A 23,244-nucleotide genomic window follows, 5' to 3' on the forward strand; every position below is an offset into this window, starting at 1 on the left:
AAATCTTGTCCCCTTAATCTATAATATTATGAATATATAAAATTATGATAATTTGTATATATAATTTTATATAGATAAATCGCAGATGACACGTAAATAACAGCAGGAATGTAAACTCTTTAAATGGAATCGTCGAAGTTTTAAACTGAAATCTAACTGTGCCTTTTAAATTTAAAGAGACAGAATTTAATTTTTCAAATAGATAGATAAAAAATTATCAAATTATTTTTAAAATGGTATTTACAAATATAAAAAAGATGGTATAATTACAGTGTAAATATCTTCAGGGCAGGGTGTAATTCCCGACCGGCGGTAAAGTCCGCGAACCGAAAGGTTGAATTGGTGAAATTCCAATACCGACAGTAGAGTCTGGATGGTAGAAGAGATTACTTGCCTAAAAGTGAGCAGAAATTTCTATCGAAATAAGCCTCTGAAGATCTCAGAGGTTTTTTGTATGCCCTAACCCCATTTTTTATAAAAAAATGGTTGGTAGGTCAACCGCAACGAATTCTCAAATTGTGTGAGCGATAGCGAGCAAAAAATTTGTTGAATGAGACTGTGATATTTTTAAATGGTCTTAGTCCTCTGATATCTTTATAATTCTAGGAGGGAAATATGAAAAGTATGATTTCAGCGAATCAAAGAAACAATGCAAAGGTAGTATCAAAAGTAGGTGTGTTGTCAGCGGTAGCGACAGTTCTGATGCTGTTTGAATTTCCGCTGTGGTTTGCGCCGAACTTTTACCAGCTGGATTTCAGCGAGGTTCCTGTACTTTTGGGCACGTTTGCTCTAGGCCCTGTAGCGGGAGTAGCAATTGAATTTGTAAAAATATTAATAAATTTTGTATTAAACGGAACAGATACAGGAGGAATAGGCGAATTAGCAAACTTTATAGTAGGATGCTCCTTTATAATTCCTGCCGGCTGTATATACAAACATAAAAAGTCCTTTGGGACAGCTATTATAGCAATGCTTGCCGGAACATTAACTCTGGCTGCTGTCGGTTCATTAATAAACTATTATGTACTTCTTCCCGTATATGCAAAAATATATGGAGCACCTATACAGGCTTTCGTAAATATGGGAAATTTATTGAATCCTGCCATTACGGATTTAAAAACTCTTGTGTTGTACGCAGTTGTACCGTTCAATATATTTAAGGGTGTAGTCATTTCATCAATTACATTGCTGATTTACAAAAAAGTGTCACCTATTCTTCATAAATAATTTTATATATTGCTGAGTTTAAGGCTCGTACTCTACTTTAGACTATGATCATGTCATTGAAACAACATGATATTTTAAGTCCAGGGTTTGAGTATGTGCCTTTTATTTTGTTTCTCTTGACTGAAAAATACATTGTGTATTATAATGAATAACGTTAACAAGAAAATTATACCAATTTTAGAAAGGAATTATAAATGAAACTCAAAATTTATTCTTTAATCCTTTTTCTCAATTATTACCTTACTGGACTTATTACTCCGGTACTAAGTTTGCTTCTCCTTGATAAAGGAGCAACCATCTTCAATCTTTCTATTTTACTAGGAATCTATGCGTTAACAGTTGTGGTGTTGGAGGTTCCAACCGGAATTATTGCAGATGTTTTCGGCAGAAAAAAAACATTTTGCTTTTCTTTAATTATGTCAGCGCTGAGTTTTTTTGTGATTTTAGTCGGAAAAGGTTTTATTTTTTTATGTTTTGGAATGATAATTTACGGATTCAGCAGAGCTTTGGCTTCAGGTTCATTTGACGCAATTTTTATTGATTATTACATTGATAACTTCGGCAAGGACAAGCTTCACAACATTACTTCAAGGCTTGCAGTTCTTGAAGCGCTGGGATTATCTGCAGGCGCCTTATCCGGAGGTGTGTTTCCCAAAATTTCTAGCACATACTTTTTATCAATAGGAAATTATGATTTAAATGTTATAATGAGGATAGCTCTTGCAATTGTAGTTACTATACTATCTGTTACATTTATACAGGATACTGGAAGCGCGGAAAATAAAGAACGCATAAGTATAAAGCAACACATCAAAAACAGTTCAGCAATTATTTCCAAAAACAATACAATAATATGCATTTTTATTTCTGTATTTTCAACAGGCTTTTTACTCAGTAGCCTTGAAACCTACTGGCAGCCACACTTTATGACTCTTCTCTCAAGAAATGATTCTACAGAACTTTTGGGAGTTATGGCGTTTTTATATTTTGCCGCTGCTACTCTAGGGAGCATTTCATCAAACAAATTGATTAAGAAATATAAATTTAATCCAAACAGAATGTACATAATATTCAGAATACTGATGGCTGTATCTTTAATTTTAACTGCTCTTCAATCAAGTGTTCCTGTTTTTATTGTTTTGTATTCTTCTATTTATCTGCTATTTGGAATTGCAACCGTGCCGGAAGGAGTTATTTTAAACAGCGAGATTCCAAAAGAGATACGAGCCTCGGTATTGTCTGTAAATTCATTAGCCATCCAAATAGGAGGTCTGTCCGGTTCTTTCATGTACAGTATACTGATACGTTATATAAGTATTCCAAGTATATGGATTTTAGCCGCATCGGTTGTATTGCTGGCAGTTGCAATAATAGCAAAAAAATTACTTATAAAACCGGCTTTATATGCACCGAAAAACTAGAACATAAAAAAAAGACGCATAAAGCGTCTTTTTTTAGCACCTTCTTCTACGGCGCGAACATTTTCCATATCCTATTCCAAGAATAAACCATGGCAGCCAGCACATAAAATCACCCCTTATAACAGCTTGTCTTATACTATTCATGTTTTAGCTAATGTTGACATATTTTAAGAAACACAGGTTTTTTTAATATTACCGTAAATTCTCTGTTTATTGAATGTTAAAATTAAATTGTGGCATAATAAATGCACCTGAAATATAAGGAGAATAAAGTATGGGAGCTAAAAATTATAATGAGAAAAGAGAAAAGATAAACAAAAAGAAAAACGATATTGAAAATGCAGAATTCAATTACAGACAAACTGAAAAAATGATGAGTACAATTGATGACGAGGCTTTTAAAACAGAGCTTCAGATTAAAAACATGCGAAGAGAACAGTCTCTTAAAAGCATGAAAAAAGATATAAAAAATGAATATGACAAGGAAAATAATTTTAAAAACAACATGAAATAAAGAGTAATAATAATATAAAAAATAACTGTCTTATTGGCAGTTATTTTTATATTTAAATTTAAAAGTTATTAAATTTATGTAGCGAGTAAATATATAAGCCGAGTTTTGTATTAAACAGTCATCTATCTACGCCGGCTGTTACCAGCAGGCTCTAGCAACCTACCATTTGGACTGTGACGAGCAGCCACTCTGCGGTCCGTTCTTGGTCTTGCTCCGGGTGGGGTTTACATAGCCAACCAGTCGCCTGATTGCTGGTGAGCTCTTACCTCACCTTTCCATCCTTGCCGATTGCTCGGCGGTTTATTTCTGTTGCACTATCCTTGAGGTCACCCTCACCGGGTATTACCCGGCACCCTGCTCTTCGGAGCTCGGACTTTCCTCATGCCTAAGCATGCGACTGTACAATTTACTCTTGTTCTATATTACATGAATTAACACAGAAAGTCAAATGAAGTATTATCCATTTTTAAAGCATTTTTACTGTAAGTCTTCCAGCTGTTTCATCCACAGCGAGTATGATGCATCACTTGGCATTCTCCAGTCCCCTCTTGGAGATAAAGAAACAGAACCAACCTTTACCCCGTCAGGTAGGCATGATCTTTTAAATTGCTGGGTAAAAAACCTTCTGTAAAATTTTTTGAGAGTTTCAAGTATAGTTTCATCTGTAAATTTACCCTTAAAGGCTATTTTTGCAAGAAAATATATTTTTGCAGGCTCATAACAGTTTCGAAGCATGTTGTAAAGGAAGAAATCATTTAAATCATACGAACCCACAGCTTTTTCCGTAAACTGAGCTATATTTCCTTCCTTATCAGGTGGAAGCAGCTCCGGACTTACCGGTGTATCTACAACATCAAGCAATGCTTTTTGGATTTCTCCGCATGTTGCTTCCTCTGCATACCATTTTACGAGATATTTCACAAGTGTCTTTGGAATACTTGCGTTAACGCCGTACATAGACATATGGTCTCCGTTATAGGTAGCCCATCCCAAAGCCAGTTCGGAAAGGTCTCCTGTTCCTACAACAATGGCGTTTTCTTTATTTGAAATATCCATAAGTATCTGTGTTCGCTCTCTGGCTTGAGAGTTTTCATATGTAATGTTGTGCACATTCATATCATGGTCGATATCTTTAAAATGCTGAATACATGCCTCTTTTATGGAAATTTCCATCATTGTAACGCCTAATTCTTTCATAAGAATAAGCGCATTGTTGTACGTTCTTGATGTTGTTCCGAATCCTGGCATAGTTATAGCAACTATATTATTCATAGGCAACTTAAGTTTTTTAAACGCTTCTACGGTCACCAGCAGTGCCAATGTGCTGTCAAGCCCACCGGATATTCCTACTACAGCCTTTTTCAAACCTATTTTATTTAATCTTTGATAAAGTCCAGTGGCTTGAATGTTTATAATTTCCTGGCATCGTTTGTTTCTTTCATCAATATTTGAAGGAACAAACGGCATGGGGTTAACTTCTCTTTCCAGTTCACCTATCTCCGATAGCCCAAGTTCAAAATCCACGTATTGATATGCTAATTTTTCAGATTTGTTCATATAAGTGTTAAATTTAGCTCTGTCGTTAGAAATTTTCTCTAAATCTATATCGCTGTATATAATATTAGATTCTGGAGAAAATCTGTTTTCGTTGAGTATAATTCCATTTTCTGCAATCATAGAATGTCCTGGAAATACTACATCCGTCGTGCTTTCTGTTTGACCTGCAGATGAGTAGACATATGCTGTTATACATTTGGCAGACTGAACTTTTACTATTTCTCTTCTGTATTCAGGTTTTCCTATTGTTTCATTGCTTGCAGACAAATTTAAAATTAAATTTGCACCGTACAACGTGTGGTAAGAGCTTGGAGGAATGTTAACCCACAAGTCTTCGCATACATCAATTCCTATGCATAGGGATGAAAGAGAATCACTGAACAGCAATCTTTCGCTGAACGAAACTTCCTGTCCGCATAACTTAATCTTATCGCTAATCCTTGCGGTTGATGAAGCAAACCATCGCTTTTCATAAAATTCATTGTAGTTTGGAACATATGTTTTCGGAACTGCTCCAAGTATTTTTCCTTCTTTGAAAACCACTGCGCAATTGAACAGCTGATTGTCTGCTCTTATAGGCATTCCTACAGATACGAGAATGTTTAAGCTTTCTGTTTTTTTCAGAATCATGCCAAGAGCTTCTTCTGCTCCTCTTATAAGTGCTTTTTGATTAAATAAGTCTGCGCATGTGTAGCCGGTTATACACAGCTCAGGAAACAATATTACTTTTGCATTTTTTGTTTCTGATGCAGTTAGAATCATTGAAGATATTTCATCTGCATTAAACATTGGATCTGCTACCTTTATTATGGGAACGGCAGAAGCAACTCTTACGTATTCAAAATTATCCATAATCAGCCCTCTAAATTATCTGTTCCTTTACAGTATTTTTTGTTAACATCTTTACCTTTAATTGTTCTTCCTTAAGTAATGCTTTTTTTATATTTTCCATTGATAAATATTCTGTGTAATAATGGCCTGCATCAATAATGCACAGATTATTTCGCAATGCACTTTGAGCCTGATGGTACTTTATATCGCCAGTTATGTACACATCAGCTTCTTTTTCAATTGCATTATCAATAAAGTCGCTTCCGCTTCCTCCGCAAAAGGCAACTCTTTCAATTACTCTTTCACTACTGTTACAGTAAAGTTTTACATGATCTGCACCGAGTTTGTTTTTTACTTGGTCGGCATATTCAATTATATTGACAGGAGCAATATTTCCAACGCCTCCATATCCGCTTAAGTCACTGCCTGAAACATGGAGCACATCATAATCCTTTATGCTTAACAATTCAGAAAGCTTCTTGTTAACTCCAACATCAGCCATGTCAAAGCTTGTATGAAGACTGTAGAGATTAATATTATTTTTAATGAGCTTTTGAATAATTTTACCTTCATAACTTGCTAAATCAATTGATTTAATCGGCGAAAAGAAAAAAGGATGGTGTGTTATAATTAACTCAATATTATTGTCTGCCGCGTAGTTAACAGCTTCTAAATCGGCATCTAAGGTTAACATAATATTATTTATGTCTTTTTCCATACTACCAATTTGCAGCCCGCTGTTGTCCCATGGTTCCTGAGCTTTTATTTTTAGCTCGTCTTCCAATAGTTTTATAATTTTATCAATATTAATTTTTCATCAGCTCCCTTATTCTTTTGTTTTTATATATCAAAGCTTCTATTTTTTTATTATAATCATTATTACTGTTCTTTTCAAGGTTTCTGATTATATTTTCATTTATGTTCAGTGCTTTGTTCATGTACTCATGCATTAACGTTTCTTTTTTATCAATAAGTATTCTGCTGAATTCATAATAAAATTCATCATCTTCTTCCACCGTGCCTGGCACAGCTTTAATAACGAAATAGTAATGGTGGAGCTCTTTAACAATATTTTCATCTAAAATTTTAAAATTATTTTTAAACAAATAATGCCTCAATTTGTCTGCTGTTGTCATAGGCTGCAAGATAAGCTCTTTTGTATGTATTGCTATATTTTTTGAAGTTTCAATAATATCAGATATAAGTTCTCCTCCCATGCCTGCAATTATAACAGCATCCGCCTCTCCTTCATTGAGTACGGTCAATCCGCTGCCAAGCCTAAAATTACACTTATCTGCAAGATTAATAGATGTTAAGTGCTCAACAGCTCTGCTTAAAGGTCCTTCATTCAAATCTGTTGCAATTACTTTCTGGCATATGCTGTCCTTTAAAAGCATTTCTGCAACATAACCGTGGTCGGTTCCTATATCTGCCGCCACACTGCATTTTGATACCATTGATTTTATGCATTCTAAACGGTTCATTTTCCCACCTATATTTAAAAATTTATTGATTAAATAAAAACGGGAGGGCATTATTCCCTCCCAGCAACGGAACGGCTTTTGCCGACCGTGTATTTATGATTGTCAATTTTATTCCAGATAATCTTTCAATTTTTTGCTTCTGCTTGGGTGTCTGAGCTTTCTCAGAGCCTTTGCTTCAATCTGTCTTATTCTTTCTCTTGTTACATCAAACTCTTTTCCTACCTCTTCCAACGTTCTTGCTCTTCCGTCATCAAGTCCGAATCTCAATCTAAGAACTTTCTGTTCTCTGTCGGTCAAAGTATGAAGTACCGATGAAAGTTGTTCCTTAAGAAGAGTGAATGTTGCAACATCAGAAGGTGCTTGCACCTCATCATCAGGAATGAAGTCTCCCAAATGGCTGTCTTCTTCTTCACCTATAGGAGTTTCAAGTGAAACAGGCTCCTGAGCAATTTTTAATATCTCTCTTACCTTATCCGGTTCCATTTCCATTTCGAGAGCTATTTCCTCAGGGGTAGCATCTCTTCCCAATTCCTGAAGCAGCTGTCTTTTTATTCTTATGAGCTTATTAATTGTCTCTACCATATGAACCGGTATTCTTATTGTTCTTGCTTGGTCTGCAATAGCTCTGGTAATTGCCTGTCTTATCCACCATGTAGCGTATGTGCTGAACTTGAAACCTTTTGTGTAATCAAATTTTTCAACAGCCTTGATAAGTCCAAGATTTCCCTCCTGAATAAGGTCAAGAAACAGCATTCCTCTCCCTACATATCGCTTTGCTATGCTTACAACGAGTCTTAAGTTAGCTTCAGCCAGTCTTTTTTTGGCTTCCTCATCGCCATCCTGCATTCTTTTTGCCAGATCTATTTCTTCACTTGCGGTTAAAAGCGGCACTTTTCCGATTTCCTTTAGGTACATTCTCACAGGGTCATCAATATTTACACCCTTTAGTATATCATCATCCGTTTGGCTTACAAAAAAATCTGCATCTTCTTCCTTTGTTTCAGCGCCATCACCGTCATCAACTTTTTCAGGAATCATATCATCTTGGAACCCTAGTATTTCAAGGTCATTATCTTCTGCTTGCTTGTAAAAATCATCAATAAATTCAGGATTAATATCCAATTTTTCAAATGATCTCAACACTTCTTTATATGTTATGAATCCGTTTTTTTTGCCTTTTTCTATTAATTTATTTTTAATGGAATCTATTTTTTGAAGCATTTCAGCGTTTTTTTCAGACTCATCTTTGGAATTCACATTTTTAGTTTCACCCATGGGCTAATTAACCTCCTCCTTAGTTGATTTAATTTTTTTAGCGAGGCTAAAAATTTCATTCATAATTTCACCACTTTTTGATGTATTCTCAGATTGTGACAAAGCTTCCGTAAGCAAAGTTTTCTTATTTTCATAATATTTAATTTTTAATCTTTTAATACAATCTTTGAATAAAGCCTCTAAATTATCATAATCAACATCGTCATACTGCAATAAAACTTTAACATCTTCCTTATTTTTTATAATATTATTCAAGCTTTCCTCATCTATACTCATATCATTGATTCTGTATTCATACATTTCTCTAAAAATATTATAGTATTCCAAGTCCGTAAATGTGGCTTCATTGACTATCTCTTTTAACTGCAATGCAAAGTCATTGTTTAAGAGTATAAGTTTGATAAGCTTCTCTTCATGGGATGTTGTAATTTTATTTACCTGAGGCAAGTGCCTTGCAGGCTGTGCAGCTTTAACAAAAGTTTCTTTTCTGTTATTTTTTTTATTAAATTCTTTTATTATAGACTCTTTGGAAACACCCACTTTTCTAGATAATTTTTCAAATATTAATTCTTTTTCAATTTCACTGTTCACATATACTATATTGTCAAAAAATTTGTTTATATATTCAACTTTGTTAGAATTTTCAAAAACTTCTTTATAATGTAATTCTAAAAAGCTATAATAATCAAGAGAATTTTCCAGTAATTTGTCAAATTTTATTTTTCCAAATTTGTTTAGATACTCGTCAGGGTCTTTGGCATCCTGCATTATTACAACCTTGGCATCAAGATTGTTTTGCTTGAACATATTCATAGCCTTCAGTGCTGCCTTTTGACCGGCACTATCGGAATCAAAAGTAACATAAAAATTTTTAGAATATCTTTTCATCAATTTAATTTGGTTGTTCGTTAATGATGTTCCCAAAGCTGCTACGGTGTTATTGTATCCGTATGAATGCATTTTGATTACATCCATGTATCCTTCAACCAAAATGAAATGTTTATCTCTTACATTACCGCGAGCCAAATTTAATCCGTATAAATTGTAGCCCTTATTAAAAATCTGTGTTTCGGGAGAATTTAAATATTTTGGAAGTGAATCATCCAGAACTCTACCTCCAAAACCTATTATTCTGTCTTTCAAATCAAAAATTGGGAACATTACTCTGTTTCTGAACCGGTCATAATAAGAATTGTAGTTCTTGCTCTTTATTATAAGTCCTGTCTTTAAAATTTCTTCTTCTATATAACCTTTATGTGTCAAATATTTTAGCAAATTATCCCATTGGTTTATAGCATATCCAATTCCAAATTTTTTTATTACAGGAACGTCAATTTTTCTGGATTTTAAGTACTTTATAACCTGTGGGCTGCTTTTCATGTTTTCAAAAAAATACAGTGCAGCATCACGGTTAATCTTATAAAGCCTCTCTGCAAGTTGGCGGCTTTCATTATTCTTTGAATACGAGTTTGTTTCCTCCAAAACTATTCCGGCTTTTCGCGCCAAGTACTCGGCTGCTTCTACAAATGTAAAGTTTTTATACTTTGTAAGGAAGCTTATACTGTCACCACTTTCACCGCAGCCGAAGCAGTGAAACATTTGTTTCTCCGGAGAAACAATAAATGAAGGAGTTTTTTCCTTGTGAAAGGGGCAATTAGTGTTGTAATTACTGCCTGCCTTTTTTAGCGGCAAAAATTCTTCTATTACATCTACTATATTGTTTTCATCCAGAATTCTTTTTATTACATCAGAATCCAATTTATAGGGCATACTATCACCATTATGTTCACGTTGAAACTAAATTATATTACAACAAAATAAGCTTGTCAACAATTTTTTTATTGTCGCCAAGGCTTTGGTATATACAATTCTTCAAATATCTTCATTGCATAGCGGTCTGTCATTCCCGCAATATAATCTTTAATTATCTCACTTTTGCTGAAATTATTATTGTTATATATTTTTATATAAAAATCCGGGAGAGCTTCAAAATGCTTCGCGTAATATTCAAATATTTTACTTATTATAAAAATAGACTTATCTTCTTCACTTTTAGCTATCTTATTGTAATAGACGTTTTTAAACAGAAAATCTCTGAGCTTAAGAGTGTAATTATTTATTTCATCGCTCATGGATATAATATTTTTATCCATGCTGTTACTGATTATGTCTGTAATCATGGTATTGATTCTTTGACCGTGGGTAAAACCCAGGACGCTGAGATATATTTCCGGTATGTCACTGTGCTTTATAATCCCGGCTCTTACCGCATCATCTATATCGTGGTTAATATAAGCTATTTTATCAGAGATTCTTACAATTTGCCCTTCTAATGTTTCAGGGCTGCCACCGAGGGGATGATTGAGAATTCCATCCTTCACTTCATATGTAAGATTAAGTCCATAATTTTCGTTTCTTAACTCCAAAAGTTCGACAACCCTCAGGCTTTGTTCATTATGCCTGAATCCTGTCTCGCACAACTTGTTTAATATTCTTTCACCTGTGTGACCGAATGGAGTATGCCCCAGATCGTGCCCCAGAGCTATTGCTTCTGTAAGATCCTCATTCAGGCCCAGACTTCTTGCAATTGTCCTGGAAATCTGTGATACTTCAAGTGTGTGAGTAAGCCGTGTTCTGTAATGGTCTCCTTCCGGCGACAAAAAAACCTGAGTTTTATGCTTAAGTCTTCTAAAAGCCTTAGAATGCAAAATTCTGTCTCTGTCCCTCTGGTATTCAGTCCTTATATCACATTTCGGCTCCTCATCTTTTCTGCCGCGGGAATATCTGCTTTTGGCAGCTAACGGAGATAAATGTTCAATTTCAAACTGTTCGCATTTTTCTCTTATATTCATCCGCACCACTTTCCTTACTTGTTGTTTTCAGAAATATAATCAAGTATAATCGATGCCGTTTCCTCCACAGCTTTGTCTGTAGTGTCAATAACCTTGCACTTCAGACTTTTCATTACTCTTACGGCATATTCAAGTTCTTCGAAAATTCTCTCCATGTTAGCATAGTTTGCTGTATCTTTAAGTCCCATTGCCTTAAGTCGCTCTCGTCTTATTTTATTGAGATTTTCTATATTTAACGTTAATCCGATTATTTTTTTTGGCGATATAAGCTTAAGTTCATCAGGAAGGCTTACCTCCGGAACAAGGGGTATGTTTGCGACTTTCAGGTTTTTATGTGCAAGGTACATTGATAGAGGTGTTTTTGAGGTTCTAGATACTCCCACAAGAACAATGTCTGCCAGAAGAATTCCTCGCGTATCTTTTCCGTCATCATATTTAACGGCAAACTCAACCGCTTCAACCTTTTTAAAATATTTTTCGTCCAGTTTTCTCAAAAGACCGGGTTCCTGCTTCGGAGAAACTCCCAGCTGTTTAACGAGCGGCAAAAGAACAGGTGTCATAATATCCACCGCACCTATATTATGCTCGAACGCCCTTTGCATCAAATAATCTCTAAGATCTTCAACTACAAGCGTAAAAACAATAAACGAATTTTCTTTGGATGCTTTATCGATTAAATTATCAATTGCTTCCTTGTCATTGATATATGAAACTCTTTTTATATCAAAATCTGCTATATCAAACTGCCTTATAACAGCTTTAGAAACTTGTTCGGCAGTTTCTCCCAGTGAGTCTGAAACTGCATAAATATTTATTTTTTCCATAGCTACCTCTTACTTGGATATTTCCAAAAGAACTTTTGTTATATTTGTCTTTGATATACGACCAAAGGCTTTGATTTTACCGTTTGGCATATTTGTAATTATCGGAACACAGTCTACCTCATTTTCAATTATTTTTTCTGCCGCATCTATTATCGAATCGTCCTCTGTGCAATATACAATTTTAGGCATCCTCGTCATGATTACGCCAACCGGTATACTGGTTAAATCTTTCCCTCCCATTGCTGATTTCAGCAAGTCTTTCCTTGATATTACTCCCTTGAGAGCATCATCTTCTACAACAAAAAGCGTGCCGACATTCTCAAGAAACAAAGTAACAATCGCATCATAAACACTTGTGTTCTCAGATACGTTTATGGGAAGTGATTTTATTTCCGATACTTTAATTGCAGATAGTTTTTCTATTATATCTTTGTTATTTTTTTTATTAGATATATAGTATCCTACTTTAGGCTTTGCATCAATCAAGCCGCACATTGAGAGAACTGCCAAGTCCGGTCTGAGGGTCGCTCTTGTAAGGCCAATCTTTTCAGCAATAGACTCTCCGGTTATTGGCTGATGCTTTTCAATTATTTCAACAATTTTGTTTTGTCTATCTGATAATTTAATAGGAATCTCCCCTTTCGCGACATCTGTCGAATAACAGAAAACTTATTTTCTATCCTTCGACAGATGCACACTATGTTATCATTTATCTAAAAAGCTATTTTTTCATTTATAAACTGTACTAAATCAGTTATTTTTACCCTTACCTGTTCCATAGTATCTCGATCTCTTACTGTTACAGATCCCTGCTCCATGGATTCGAAGTCATACGTTATGCAATAAGGAGTGCCGATTTCATCGTGTCTTCTGTATCTTTTACCGATGCTTCCCGCATCATCATAATCCACATTAAAATGTTTTTGAAGCGTATGGTACAGCTCAGTTGCAGGCTCGCTAAGCTTCTTTGTCAGAGGGAATATTGCTGCCTTATACGGAGCTAATGCAGGGTGAAGTTTCAGCATTGACCTTTCTGTTCCGTCTTCTAAAGTTTCTTCCTTGTACGCATCCAGTAATAATGCAAGCATTACTCTGTCAGCACCCAATGATGGTTCAATACAGTATGGTACGTATTTTTCATTGGTAACAGGATCCTGATAAGATAAATCTTCTCCTGAAGTACTCATGTGAGCCTTTAAGTCAAAATCTGTTCTGTCCGCAACTCCCCAAAGCTCTCCCCAACCAAACGGATACAGATATTCAATATCAGATGTTGCATTGCTGTAGTGAGATAATTCAGCCTGCTCATGATCTCTGAATCGAACATTTTCTTTCGTCATTCCAAGACTGAGCAACCAGTTCATGCAGAATTCTTTCCAATAATAGAACCACTCTAGGTCTTCTCCGGGCTTGCAGAAAAATTCAAGTTCCATCTGTTCAAATTCTCTGGTTCTAAATGTAAAATTGCCGGGAGTAATTTCATTTCTAAATGATTTTCCTATTTGACCTATACCGAAAGGTATTTTTTTTCTTGTAGAACGTGCAACATTTTTGAAATTTACAAATATGCCCTGTGCTGTTTCAGGTCTCAAATATATCTCCGACTGAGAATCTTCAGTTACACCCTGAAACGTTTTAAACATAAGATTGAATTTTCTTATAGCAGTAAAGTTTGTTGACTTGCATTCCGGACATTTAATATTATTTTCTGCAATGTATTCTTCCATTTGATTATTTGTCCATCCGTCAACCACTTGAAATTCATTTTTTTCATGCATATAGTCTTCAATCAATTTATCAGCTCTAAATCTGGATTTACAGTCTTTGCAGTCCATAAGAGGATCGCTGAATCCTCCAACGTGCCCTGAAGCTACCCAAGTTGTAGGGTTCATCAGTATTGCTGCATCCAGTCCTACATTGTGCGGACTTTCCTGGATAAATTTCTTCCACCATGCTTTTTTAACATTGTTTTTTATTTCAACGCCCAAAGGGCCATAATCCCATGTATTTGCCAATCCCCCGTAAATTTCTGATCCCGGGAATATAATACCCCTTGATTTAGATAGTGAAACAAGTTTTTCTAATTTGTTCTTTTCTTTTTTTGCCATGACAGCCTCCATTTAATGTGATATTTTCTAAGGATAAAAAATTTTCGGTGACAAGCCAATTTAACGATCTAATTATGTAAACACAAAAAATCTTTCATCCCATATAGGGACGAAAGATTAATTCCGCGGTTCCACCCTATTTGACAAAGCAATCGCTTTGTCCTCTTTAAACAAAGGACTCAAAAGCTCCCTTCACCTATGCGTTAATATCAGCTTTCACCTAATCTGACTCTCTAAGAATTTCTGCATAGATTACTCTTCTTTATCACAGTCTCAACATTAACTATAATGTAACAAAATTACGTTTTTATGTCAAGAACAATTTAGAGTTCATCTTTATTTTTATTGATTGAGTCGGATATATCCTCTTTAAAGTCGGTGGCTCCCTGTTTAATGTCATCTCTAAAGTTTTCGGCTCCGTGTTTCATATCTTGCATTACATCCTTGACTGCATCCATTCCCTGGTCAACTTTTTGACCAAGATCAACCACTTTGCCGTCAGTCTGTGTAATTTCAACCGAGCACTGAGTCAGAAGCGCTGCGGTAATACCTGCAGCCGATAAAAAAGGAGCAATAAAAGCACCTATCAATCCTGCTGTTACAGGTACATTGATTATAGTTTCGTTATTTTTCTTTATTGTCAATTTAGTTGCATTACCTTTTGCTAAAATATCTTTCAGCTGATTTAGTATCTGTTCACCTTTGTTTGGTCCGTTTTGAGAATTGCTCTGATGTTTGCCTTGGTTTTCTATCAGAATAATTGCTTCAAGAACGTCTCCGTTTGCATCCTCAAGAGCCTGTTTAGCTGTTGAATAGTCAGTATTTGTTCGTTTAAGAATATCATCGATTTTTTGTAGTTTGTCGTTTTCCATATGTTATCCTTTCTTTTCATAGTAACTTTAATGTGGCAAAGCTGTTTTTACCGATATAATAAAACAGGAAATTCCTAATTAATTGTAAGAGCTTTTGGTTTATTTCAACAGAGCCAATATTTTCAAACCTTGTTCTTAAAATTTTTTCCATAGTTAGTATTTCACTATAAGTTACATTTATTCCATTTCCATAATTTACGCACTCATTGCAAAACAAGCCGCCATCCTTAATGGAAAACAATGACTGATTTTCAATTTCCTTTCCACAAGACAGGCAATACTTTAAGCCGGGCATGTATCCCAGCATGGATACAAGTTTAAGTTCATATGCCGCAGTCAATTTATCAAAATCCTTTGTAAACACCGACAGGTGATGAAGCACAGCTACAGTCATATCAAAAATGCGCATATCATATTCATTTTCCTGAGCCACATAGCTAATAAGTTCTAAAATATAATTACCGTAAAAAAAAGCGTCTATATTATTTTTTAGATTGTAAAAATTGTCTATAAGCTCAGCAGATGTCATAATATACATATCTCTGGATATTGTCATGGAACATTTGGAGTGCGCAAAAAGCTGTGAAGCATTTATTAAGCGAGAAATGCTTTTTTTTGAACCTTTTGACATAATTTGTATCTTTCCTCTTGTCCTTGACAGCGCATGAAGAATTTTATCATTTTCCTTATAGCTTACTTCCTTTACCACAAGAATTTCATCAGTTATCATTTTTTATCGTATCCCAGCGTTCTCAGCAGGTAGTTGTTATCTCTCCAATTTTCAGATATTTTTACAAAAAGCTGAAGGTTTACCTGACTGCCCAAAAGTCCTTCTATATCCTCTCTTGCGCTCTTTCCTATACCTTTGATTTTTCTTCCGTCCTTGCCTATGATAATACTTTTATGAGACTTTCTTTCGCAAAGTATATTTGCACGTATGTCCACAAGGTTCCTGTTCTTTCTCTCCTTCATTTCCTCAACTTCAATAGCTATGCCGTGAGGAACCTCTTCCTGAAGGTACATTAAAGCTTTTTCTCTTATTATTTCAGCAACCACGAATCTTTCAGGTCTGTCTGTTATATAATCCGAAGGAAAGTACATGGGGCCAGGTTTTAAATATTTTATTATAAGCTTTATTAATGAGTCCACGCCTACGTTTTTTAGAGCAGACATCGGAAGTATGTCATCGAACAGCTTATACTTATCAAACTCCTTTGCCATTCTTACTACATCTTCTTTGTCAAATTTATCTACTTTGTTTATAACAAGTATTTTTTTAGCTTTTAGCCCCTTAATTTTTTCAATTATAAATTCATCTCCAGGCCCTATTTTATTAAATTCATCCGTAAGCATTATCAATACGTCCATTTCTTCTAATGCCGTATCTACCTCATAATTCATGAACTCTCCCAGCTGATTTTTAGGCTTGTGAATACCCGGAGTATCTATGAAAACAATCTGAGCCTCATCATCGGTGTAGACTGTTCTTATTTTGTTTCTTGTAGTCTGCGGTTTATTCGACATTATGGAAATCTTTTCACCTATCATTGAGTTCATAAGCGTAGATTTTCCTACGTTTGGTCTTCCTATTATTGTAACGAATCCTGATTTAAACATTCTTTTCCTCTTTCGTTTTTATTCTAAATCCTCCGGCCCAAAACTATTAGGCAGGAGCTCATCTAATGTATATACTTTGTATGAATCTATGCTTTTGGCACATATAACCTTTATATTTCTTCCAAATTCAACTAAAAACTGCCTGCAAACTCCGCAAGGAAATGAAGTCTTTGTTTCGCTTCCGATAACGGCAATTTTTTCAATATCTCGGTAACCTTCGGATATGCACTTGGAAACGGCTACTCTTTCAGCACAAATTGTAGGAGAGTAGGAAGCCGATTCTATATTGCAGCCGGTAAAAACTTTGCCGCTTTTAGTAAACACAGCTGCTCCTACCTTGAATTTAGAATAAGGGCTGTAAGATTTTTCTCTCGCTTCTATAGCTATTTTTATCAATAATTTATCTTCCATACTATCATCCTTTTTATTTATTCAGCTGCAACGCAGCTAACGCTGTCCACTATTTGAATCCATGTATTTCCGGGGTTAAATTTAAGCTGTTCCCCATCTATGTAAAATCTTGTTCTTTCCTTTTCGGAATCCTTTTTCCAAGTAATATTTACAAATTCTCCATTCGTAAAATACATTCCTTCTCCCGTACCTATTGTTTTCAGTTTAAGCCTGCCTTCACTGTCCAGTACGCTCTTAGGAGCCTCTAAAACTATTATATTCTTAGTTTCAAGCTGCTCTTTGTCTAATTCATCCAAATGTTTTTCGTTGTCTTTAAAACGCAAATAAAGCCCTGATTCATCGTCATACACATATTCGGTAGTATTTTCTTTATTATATGCAATATTGATTTTTTTAGCGTTTACACTGTCATATTTTTTAGAAAGCGAAACAGACTTATCATTGAAATCATATTTTTCAAATGATGCATCAGATCTGAAACCCAGTCTTTCCGATTCGTCTCGGATGGATTGCAAAGTTGTGTACATATTGTGGGGAGCAAACTTTCCCGTATCGTTGTAGCGCCACATAGCGCCTGAATACAGTCCGTCTACTTCTGCAGTGCCCAGTCTTCTTATTTCTGAAAAAGCCTCCTCACTTCCGCCAACATGCACAAACACAGCATCATTTTCCATTGCGTAATAAATTATATAAGGCCTTGCACTTCTTACCGGCCCTACAAGCTCAGGTTCCTTTGCCAGATACACAGCAAGGTATCTTGTATATGGATACTCTACCTCAAACTCATAGACTATTTCCGCGTCCTTCAATCCCGACTGCCACCTAGCATCAGGATGATTGTCCAATGACAGGGCTACAGGTCTTTTAGACAATTCTTCAGGGTAATATTTCAAGCCGTCAAGAGGGGAAGCAATCTTGTTTGGGTCATCCTCCTGCTTTTCTGTTTCTTCTGTTTTTAGTATTTTTTCCTCTTCTGCCGGTGCTTCCGACTTCTCGGCATCCTGCGGTACAGACGTTCTGCTGCTGCAGGATACAGCAAAGACCATGACTAAAACCATTATATAAGACAGTATTTTTTTCATAAACAATTCCTTATTTATATATTTTAAGCCTTTTCATAATATCTTTTTCTTTTGAGCGCATTTCTTCCTTTTCGGATGCATTCATATGGTCATATCCTAACAGATGAAGCATGCTGTGCACTGACAGGTACAGCATTTCTCTTTCCAGACTGTGGCCGAAATCATTGGCTTGTTCAATTATTTTCTGAGTTGAAAGCACAATGTCACCAAGTATAATAACTCCGTTAAATTCGTCATCATCCATTGGAAATGACAATACATCTGTTTCTGAGTCAACATTCCTGTAATCTCTGTTAAGTTCCTTTATTTCATCGTTGGTAACGAAGGAAACACTCACCTCGTAGTCTCCCTCACACCCTTCTTCTTCAAGCACAGCATCTACAGCCTTTTCAATAGCCTTCATATTTTCGTCTGTAATTTCCATTACATCCTGTCTGTTATCAAATAATACATTAATCATTTTTTCCCTCGTATCTTTCGTATGCTTTAATTATGTCTTGAACTAGCTTATGTCTTACAACGTCTGTAGTGTTAAAATACATGAATCCTATATCTTCAATATCTTTTAAAATCCTTGCAACGGTCTTAAGTCCGGACTTCTTTCCAGCAGGAAGGTCTATCTGGGTAATGTCCCCCGTTATGACTGCTTTCGATCCGTAGCCTATACGCGTCAAAAACATCTTCATCTGCTCATTTGTTGTGTTTTGAGCCTCATCAAGAATGATGAAGGACGAATCTAGAGTACGACCTCTCATATATGCGAGTGGAGCAACTTCAATAAGCTGCTTTTCTACGTTTTTTAGGTAATTTTCAGGTCCCATTATGTCAAACAGAGCGTCATAAAGGGGTCTAAGATATGGATCAACCTTGTCTTGCAGATCACCTGGCAGAAATCCCAGTTTTTCTCCTGCTTCCACCGCAGGCCTTGTGAGAATTATCCTGTCAACTTCTTTTTTTCTGAAAGAATTTACTGCTGCGGCAACTGCCAGATAAGTTTTTCCTGTACCGGCAGGGCCAATTCCAAATGTTATATCCTTCCTGTTTATAATATCCATGTATCTCTTCTGCCCCACTGTTTTAGGTTTAATAATTCTACCCGATGCGGTGGTGACAATTACGTCTTTTAATACTTCACTATAGTCTATACCGGAATTTGAATTGTTTGCTTCAATTAAATAAACTACCTTCTGGTCGCTTATCTCTCCTTCCGTGTCAATTACATTAATCATGTCTTTTAATATCTTAACGACTGCTTCTGTTTTCTTCTTATCTCCTGTAACCTTGATGACACCGCTTCTTATAAGTATATTGACGTCAAAATAGCTTTTTATTATTTTAATATTTTTGTCATGAATTCCTAAAAGCTTTATAAGGTTATCTTCATTTGCCATTAAAACATTTTCTTCGTACAGCTCCATTAATCCTCCTAGAATAATCTATGTTGTTCCATCTTCGTTGTCGGCGGGCATCATTGGATACAATCTTACCTTTTCGCCTATGTCTTCGATAATTTCAATTTGCGCCCTGAGATAGTAATATTTTTCATCCTCTAAAAAATTTATGGATGATTTCAGTATTTTAGCATCAGCGCCGCATTTTTTCAATAGATCATCGTACATATTAACAGTCATAGTGTTTTTTGCTGTAGCTTCATCTATTTCAAACGGTTTGAGCTCCTGTTCATAGTATGTTCCTTTTACAAGCGCAATATCAGATAAATTTGAAATTATCGGTATGTTAATTATTTTCTCCCTATAATTATAATTTTCATAGGGATCTTTGTCACCTATTATTTTAATACCATTGCCATTTATTTGCAAGTAATAAACATTTTTACTTTTGTTTGTAGCTGTTTCAATTTCCCTGAGCTTTTCCTCCTTCATTTCAAAATTGTAATATGTCTTGCCGTAGATAGTTCCTTCAGAAGGGACCATCATAAATTCATCGGAATTTTTATTTTTGACCATTCCCATAACCAAAGTCTGCCCTTCATAAACTACGTCCCCTTCCTTGACTACAGGTTGGCCGCTCTTTGCTATCACTTTATTTATTATGGCATTTTTAACTGAAATAATGCTTGATGGCTCGTTGGTTTTTATTTCTGCCTTTTCAGGAGTTTTTTCTTTCACAAATATTATTAAATTTGATCCTTCTATATACACCTCAACAAATTTAAAATTTTCAAACTTGCTGTAAAGAAGAGTCTCTATTTTTTTAGCTTTTATTTCTGTGTGAGCAATAGGAATTTTTATGCTGTTTTCGTCCAAAGTCCTCATTATTTCTTTAGCTGTAAGATTTGTTGTACCTACAATCTGCACGCTCCATACCAGAGATGATATTATGTAAAGGCATATAAAAAGAATAAAAAGCCCAACAATAAAGCCTTTGCGAACTCTTAATTTTCTGAGTTTTAATGCAAAACCTTTTTTGCTGACTGCCTCTGTCTTTGTTTCTCGCAATATTTCTTCATACTTTCTGTAATCTTCATATGAAATTTTAAACCTAACGGATTCCTCGTTTTTTTCTACATCCCACATTCGAATGCCTTTTCTTCGGAGTAAATTTATTATTTTTTCGCAGTTAGATGCCTTAAGCCGCACTACAACATAGCCTCTCAATAAATACATCAACTTAAATATAAGCATACTTACTCCTTCTTGCCAAATATAATTTGATTGATATTTCCTCTTATAATTACATTATAGTTATTTATCTCTTCTATCTTAAATTTCGATCCCTTTATCAAAATGGTGTTTTCTGCAGTCTTTATCCCAACCTCATCATTTTCGTATACAGTCATACCCAAATGGTTTTCAATTATGACTTTTTTATTTCCATGCATTTTTAAATCAAAATTGTCCGACAATGCATCATTGGGGATTTCTAAATCATCCGCCAGCTTGCTCCTAAGGTTGTTAAATTTTCCCATACATACCTCCTTATGGCTTGATCATGCTTAAACATGAGAGTTGTCTTATAATAAATTATGCATAGGTAACTTGTACTATGATAACACCTGTGGGCATCTTTTTAAATATATAATCAAAGCAGCAATTGTATAAAATTATTAATTATTTCTGATTTTGGTGATAATTTTATTGGCAGATATTTGTTAAATGTTGACACACATTTAATATGATAGTAAAATATAAACAGCAGGGGAACTGGATTCAGTTGAGAAGGTTAAAACCTAACCCTTTGAACCTGACGGTTAACACCGTGGTAGGGAGCGATATTGCTATTATTTATAACGCTTGCCTTTCAGGTGGGCGTTTTTTATTTGCCCCCAATATTCCCAGGCTCTGCCAGCCTAAAAATATAGGCTGAAACCAAAATAACGGAGGTATTCATGAAGTACAAAACACAGATGGAAGCAGCAAAAAAAGGATTTATTACTAAGGAAATGAAAGTCGTTGCAGAGAAAGAAGGCATGCAGGCTGATAAGCTTTGTCAGTTGGTAGCGTGCGGCCAGGTAGCAATTCCGGCAAATATTTATCACACTTCTCTGTCACCTGAGGGAATAGGGACCGGACTTAAAACCAAAATTAATGTAAATTTGGGTATTTCAGGAGATTGCAAGGATTACAGCCTAGAAATTGAAAAAGCCAAATTATCGCTGAAATTCGGATGCGAATCAATAATGGATTTGAGTAACTACGGAAAAACAAATTCCTTTCGCAAAGAGTTAATTGCAATGTCCGGTGCTATGATAGGAACAGTACCTATGTATGATGCGGTGGGCTATCTTGAAAAAGAGTTGTCTGAAATATCCGCTCAGGACTTTTTTAGTGTCGTTGAAGCTCATGCAAAGGAAGGCGTTGATTTTATGACGATACATGCCGGCATAAACCGACGTGCCATAGAATCCCTAAAGCGAGAAAAACGTCTTACAAATATAGTGTCAAGAGGCGGCTCTCTATTGTTTGCTTGGATGGAAATGACAGGAAACGAAAATCCGTTTTTTGAATATTATGATGATTTGCTAGGTATACTCAGAGAATATGATGTTACCATAAGCCTTGGTGATGCCCTGAGACCAGGATCTATTGCAGATAGTACCGATGCTGCTCAAATCAGTGAGCTGATTGAAATAGGCAATTTAACAAAACGTGCGTGGGAACAAGATGTTCAGGTGATGGTTGAAGGTCCGGGACATATGGCCATGAATGAAATTGCCGCCAATATGACTCTTCAAAAGCGTATTTGCCACAATGCTCCGTTTTATGTGCTTGGACCTATTGTAACAGACATTGCTCCAGGATATGATCATATAACTTCAGCCATTGGCGGTGCAATTGCTGCGGCAAACGGAGCTGATTTTCTTTGCTACGTTACTCCGGCTGAACACCTGCGTCTGCCGGATCTTGACGATGTTAGAGAAGGAATAGCTGCCAGCAAAATTGCTGCTCATGCTGCTGACATCGCAAAGGGAATCCCAGGGTCAAGAGATATGGACAATCGAATGAGTGATGCACGCAGAAGGATAGATTGGGAAGAAATGTTTTCGCTTGCCTTAGACGGAGAAAAAGCGAGAAAATATTTTGAAAGCACACCTCCTTCGGACAAGAACAGCTGCTCAATGTGCGGAAAAATGTGTGCAATGCGTACAACAAACCACATATTAGAGGGAAAAAAGGTAGAACTCTGTAAATAATTTGAAAATAACAGGAGGTTTTTTAGAAAGAAATTTCTAAAAAACCTCCTGTAGCTTACACGCTTTTTTTAACTCCGATTTGCCCTCTGTTTTCAATTATATAGTCTCCGGCTTTGTATATTCACTGGCTTTATTTCATCATGGTTATAAGTGATATATACATATGTACTATTGGCATCATTTATGTTTTCCGGTGTAATTTTAGTATTCAACAACTTACTCAGCAAAGCAGAACTTGTTTCCGACCTTATTACCTCTAGGTTGCTTAAAGCAATATCAATATTTTTTAATTTATCCGGTGATATTGAGCTCGCCCCTAAATAATCTGTTGAAGCAGATGAAAGATTATCTATTAAGACTTTGTATGCTGAGTTTACAGTAAATGTAAAAATATTGACAGATAAAATAAAAATGATTATTGAACATATTAAAATTACAAAGCTTTTTTTATTTTCTTTGCTCATCCTCTGTCCCCCTTGTTTTTCAATTACATTTAAATGTATCTTCATAGAATG

At 35.5% G+C, this 23,244-nt stretch carries 23 protein-coding genes, 1 other RNA gene, 2 riboswitches and 1 other annotated feature; of the genes, 4 read left to right on the forward strand and 20 right to left on the reverse strand.

Annotated features, from left to right (window positions below):
• The first annotated feature begins 275 nt into the window (after nucleotides 1-275).
• Nucleotides 276-389: riboswitch (FMN riboswitch) on the forward strand.
• A gap of 226 nt (nucleotides 390-615) precedes the next feature.
• The 3 genes from RBQ61_RS11490 (at nucleotide 616) to RBQ61_RS11500 (ending at nucleotide 3,162) form a co-directional block, all read left to right on the forward strand.
• Complete coding sequence (locus RBQ61_RS11490) at nucleotides 616-1,227, forward strand: ECF transporter S component (RefSeq protein WP_308137454.1); 612 nt, start codon at nucleotides 616-618, stop codon at nucleotides 1,225-1,227.
• A gap of 194 nt (nucleotides 1,228-1,421) precedes the next feature.
• Nucleotides 1,422-2,648 (forward strand): MFS transporter, encoded by a 1,227-nt coding sequence (locus tag RBQ61_RS11495; protein ID WP_308137455.1) that lies wholly within the window; start codon nucleotides 1,422-1,424, stop codon nucleotides 2,646-2,648.
• A 274-nt stretch (nucleotides 2,649-2,922) separates the two neighbouring features.
• Nucleotides 2,923-3,162, forward strand: coding sequence for a hypothetical protein (locus RBQ61_RS11500; protein ID WP_308137456.1), 240 nt, complete (start codon nucleotides 2,923-2,925; stop codon nucleotides 3,160-3,162).
• 78 nt (nucleotides 3,163-3,240) lie between these two features.
• Here the strand turns inward: RBQ61_RS11500 and rnpB are convergent.
• The 19 genes from rnpB to RBQ61_RS11595 form a co-directional block, all read right to left on the reverse strand.
• Nucleotides 3,241-3,575, reverse strand: an RNA gene (rnpB, locus tag RBQ61_RS11505) — RNase P RNA component class A.
• 64 nt (nucleotides 3,576-3,639) lie between these two features.
• Entirely contained in the window at nucleotides 3,640-5,571 is a 1,932-nt protein-coding gene (locus tag RBQ61_RS11510; RefSeq protein WP_308137457.1) for an NAD(+) synthase, read from the reverse strand.
• A 10-nt stretch (nucleotides 5,572-5,581) separates the two neighbouring features.
• Entirely contained in the window at nucleotides 5,582-6,361 is a 780-nt protein-coding gene (locus RBQ61_RS11515) for a Nif3-like dinuclear metal center hexameric protein (protein WP_308140115.1), read from the reverse strand.
• Complete coding sequence (locus tag RBQ61_RS11520; protein ID WP_308137458.1) at nucleotides 6,357-7,034, reverse strand: class I SAM-dependent methyltransferase; 678 nt, start codon at nucleotides 7,032-7,034, stop codon at nucleotides 6,357-6,359. The genes RBQ61_RS11515 and RBQ61_RS11520 overlap by 5 nt, the downstream gene beginning before the upstream one ends.
• Before the next feature lie 108 nt (nucleotides 7,035-7,142).
• A complete protein-coding gene (gene rpoD / locus RBQ61_RS11525) occupies nucleotides 7,143-8,309 on the reverse strand; it encodes an RNA polymerase sigma factor RpoD (RefSeq protein ID WP_308137459.1) in 1,167 nt (388 codons plus the stop codon).
• 3 nt (nucleotides 8,310-8,312) lie between these two features.
• Nucleotides 8,313-10,079, reverse strand: coding sequence for a DNA primase (gene dnaG / locus RBQ61_RS11530; RefSeq protein ID WP_308137460.1), 1,767 nt, complete (start codon nucleotides 10,077-10,079; stop codon nucleotides 8,313-8,315).
• A 68-nt stretch (nucleotides 10,080-10,147) separates the two neighbouring features.
• Complete coding sequence (locus RBQ61_RS11535) at nucleotides 10,148-11,161, reverse strand: deoxyguanosinetriphosphate triphosphohydrolase (protein WP_308137461.1); 1,014 nt, start codon at nucleotides 11,159-11,161, stop codon at nucleotides 10,148-10,150.
• Nucleotides 11,162-11,175: 14 nt separating this feature from the next.
• Nucleotides 11,176-11,985, reverse strand: a complete 810-nt coding sequence (locus RBQ61_RS11540) for a pyruvate, water dikinase regulatory protein (RefSeq protein ID WP_308137462.1) — start codon at nucleotides 11,983-11,985, stop codon at nucleotides 11,176-11,178.
• Between the two features lie 9 nt (nucleotides 11,986-11,994).
• The gene (locus RBQ61_RS11545) at nucleotides 11,995-12,618 is read right to left on the reverse strand and encodes a helix-turn-helix transcriptional regulator (RefSeq protein WP_308140116.1); all 624 of its coding nucleotides are present in this window, start codon (nucleotides 12,616-12,618) and stop codon (nucleotides 11,995-11,997) included.
• Between the two features lie 80 nt (nucleotides 12,619-12,698).
• Entirely contained in the window at nucleotides 12,699-14,093 is a 1,395-nt protein-coding gene (locus tag RBQ61_RS11550) for a glycine--tRNA ligase (RefSeq protein WP_308137463.1), read from the reverse strand.
• A gap of 102 nt (nucleotides 14,094-14,195) precedes the next feature.
• Nucleotides 14,196-14,371 (reverse strand) — a binding site (T-box leader).
• A gap of 45 nt (nucleotides 14,372-14,416) precedes the next feature.
• Nucleotides 14,417-14,965, reverse strand: a complete 549-nt coding sequence (locus RBQ61_RS11555; RefSeq protein ID WP_308137464.1) for a DUF4342 domain-containing protein — start codon at nucleotides 14,963-14,965, stop codon at nucleotides 14,417-14,419.
• A gap of 16 nt (nucleotides 14,966-14,981) precedes the next feature.
• Nucleotides 14,982-15,695, reverse strand: a complete 714-nt coding sequence (gene recO / locus RBQ61_RS11560; protein WP_308137465.1) for a DNA repair protein RecO — start codon at nucleotides 15,693-15,695, stop codon at nucleotides 14,982-14,984.
• A complete protein-coding gene (gene era, locus RBQ61_RS11565) occupies nucleotides 15,692-16,582 on the reverse strand; it encodes a GTPase Era (protein ID WP_308137466.1) in 891 nt (296 codons plus the stop codon). The genes recO and era overlap by 4 nt, the downstream gene beginning before the upstream one ends.
• 18 nt (nucleotides 16,583-16,600) lie before the next feature.
• Nucleotides 16,601-16,993, reverse strand: coding sequence for a cytidine deaminase (gene cdd / locus RBQ61_RS11570; RefSeq protein ID WP_308137467.1), 393 nt, complete (start codon nucleotides 16,991-16,993; stop codon nucleotides 16,601-16,603).
• Between the two features lie 17 nt (nucleotides 16,994-17,010).
• On the reverse strand, nucleotides 17,011-18,075 hold the full coding sequence (locus RBQ61_RS11575; RefSeq protein WP_308137468.1) for a DUF3048 domain-containing protein: 1,065 nt from the start codon (nucleotides 18,073-18,075) through the stop codon (nucleotides 17,011-17,013).
• Nucleotides 18,076-18,085: 10 nt separating this feature from the next.
• A complete protein-coding gene (gene ybeY, locus RBQ61_RS11580) occupies nucleotides 18,086-18,535 on the reverse strand; it encodes an rRNA maturation RNase YbeY (protein ID WP_308137469.1) in 450 nt (149 codons plus the stop codon).
• A complete protein-coding gene (locus tag RBQ61_RS11585; RefSeq protein ID WP_308137470.1) occupies nucleotides 18,528-19,493 on the reverse strand; it encodes a PhoH family protein in 966 nt (321 codons plus the stop codon). Before RBQ61_RS11585 ends, ybeY begins: the two co-directional genes overlap by 8 nt.
• 18 nt (nucleotides 19,494-19,511) lie before the next feature.
• Nucleotides 19,512-20,720, reverse strand: a complete 1,209-nt coding sequence (locus tag RBQ61_RS11590; RefSeq protein WP_308137471.1) for a sporulation protein YqfD — start codon at nucleotides 20,718-20,720, stop codon at nucleotides 19,512-19,514.
• A 2-nt stretch (nucleotides 20,721-20,722) separates the two neighbouring features.
• The gene (locus tag RBQ61_RS11595; RefSeq protein ID WP_308137472.1) at nucleotides 20,723-21,004 is read right to left on the reverse strand and encodes a YabP/YqfC family sporulation protein; all 282 of its coding nucleotides are present in this window, start codon (nucleotides 21,002-21,004) and stop codon (nucleotides 20,723-20,725) included.
• 218 nt (nucleotides 21,005-21,222) lie between these two features.
• A riboswitch (TPP riboswitch) is annotated at nucleotides 21,223-21,321 on the forward strand.
• A gap of 103 nt (nucleotides 21,322-21,424) precedes the next feature.
• Here RBQ61_RS11595 and thiC point away from each other — a divergent pair.
• Nucleotides 21,425-22,729, forward strand: coding sequence for a phosphomethylpyrimidine synthase ThiC (gene thiC / locus RBQ61_RS11600; protein ID WP_308137473.1), 1,305 nt, complete (start codon nucleotides 21,425-21,427; stop codon nucleotides 22,727-22,729).
• Nucleotides 22,730-22,821: 92 nt separating this feature from the next.
• On the opposite strand, the gene RBQ61_RS11605 is transcribed toward thiC, so the two are convergent.
• A complete protein-coding gene (locus RBQ61_RS11605; protein ID WP_308137474.1) occupies nucleotides 22,822-23,193 on the reverse strand; it encodes a hypothetical protein in 372 nt (123 codons plus the stop codon).
• Between the last annotated feature and the right edge of the window lie 51 nt (nucleotides 23,194-23,244).

The organism is Sedimentibacter sp. MB35-C1 (assembly GCF_030913635.1).
Taxonomy (GTDB): domain Bacteria; phylum Bacillota; class Clostridia; order Tissierellales; family Sedimentibacteraceae; genus Sedimentibacter.

Bases quoted from the DNA above. Each gene is read 5' to 3' on its own strand.
- recO (WP_308137465.1), bottom strand. From the start codon at position 15,695: ATGATAACTGATGAAATTCTTGTGGTAAAGGAAGTAAGCTATAAGGAA.
- ybeY (WP_308137469.1), bottom strand. From the start codon at position 18,535: ATGATTAATGTATTATTTGATAACAGACAGGATGTAATGGAAATTACA.
- RBQ61_RS11595 (WP_308137472.1), bottom strand. From the start codon at position 21,004: ATGGGAAAATTTAACAACCTTAGGAGCAAGCTGGCGGATGATTTAGAA.
- RBQ61_RS11550 (WP_308137463.1), bottom strand. From the start codon at position 14,093: ATGGCAAAAAAAGAAAAGAACAAATTAGAAAAACTTGTTTCACTATCT.
- thiC (WP_308137473.1), top strand. From the start codon at position 21,425: ATGAAGTACAAAACACAGATGGAAGCAGCAAAAAAAGGATTTATTACT.
- RBQ61_RS11555 (WP_308137464.1), bottom strand. From the start codon at position 14,965: ATGGAAAACGACAAACTACAAAAAATCGATGATATTCTTAAACGAACA.
- RBQ61_RS11590 (WP_308137471.1), bottom strand. From the start codon at position 20,720: ATGCTTATATTTAAGTTGATGTATTTATTGAGAGGCTATGTTGTAGTG.
- cdd (WP_308137467.1), bottom strand. From the start codon at position 16,993: ATGGAAGATAAATTATTGATAAAAATAGCTATAGAAGCGAGAGAAAAA.
- RBQ61_RS11585 (WP_308137470.1), bottom strand. From the start codon at position 19,493: ATGGAGCTGTACGAAGAAAATGTTTTAATGGCAAATGAAGATAACCTT.
- dnaG (WP_308137460.1), bottom strand. From the start codon at position 10,079: ATGCCCTATAAATTGGATTCTGATGTAATAAAAAGAATTCTGGATGAA.
- RBQ61_RS11535 (WP_308137461.1), bottom strand. From the start codon at position 11,161: ATGAATATAAGAGAAAAATGCGAACAGTTTGAAATTGAACATTTATCT.
- RBQ61_RS11500 (WP_308137456.1), top strand. From the start codon at position 2,923: ATGGGAGCTAAAAATTATAATGAGAAAAGAGAAAAGATAAACAAAAAG.
- rpoD (WP_308137459.1), bottom strand. From the start codon at position 8,309: ATGGGTGAAACTAAAAATGTGAATTCCAAAGATGAGTCTGAAAAAAAC.
- RBQ61_RS11510 (WP_308137457.1), bottom strand. From the start codon at position 5,571: ATGGATAATTTTGAATACGTAAGAGTTGCTTCTGCCGTTCCCATAATA.
- RBQ61_RS11605 (WP_308137474.1), bottom strand. From the start codon at position 23,193: ATGAGCAAAGAAAATAAAAAAAGCTTTGTAATTTTAATATGTTCAATA.
- RBQ61_RS11490 (WP_308137454.1), top strand. From the start codon at position 616: ATGAAAAGTATGATTTCAGCGAATCAAAGAAACAATGCAAAGGTAGTA.
- era (WP_308137466.1), bottom strand. From the start codon at position 16,582: ATGTTTAAATCAGGATTCGTTACAATAATAGGAAGACCAAACGTAGGA.
- RBQ61_RS11520 (WP_308137458.1), bottom strand. From the start codon at position 7,034: ATGAACCGTTTAGAATGCATAAAATCAATGGTATCAAAATGCAGTGTG.
- RBQ61_RS11575 (WP_308137468.1), bottom strand. From the start codon at position 18,075: ATGAAAAAAATACTGTCTTATATAATGGTTTTAGTCATGGTCTTTGCT.
- RBQ61_RS11495 (WP_308137455.1), top strand. From the start codon at position 1,422: ATGAAACTCAAAATTTATTCTTTAATCCTTTTTCTCAATTATTACCTT.
- RBQ61_RS11540 (WP_308137462.1), bottom strand. From the start codon at position 11,985: ATGGAAAAAATAAATATTTATGCAGTTTCAGACTCACTGGGAGAAACT.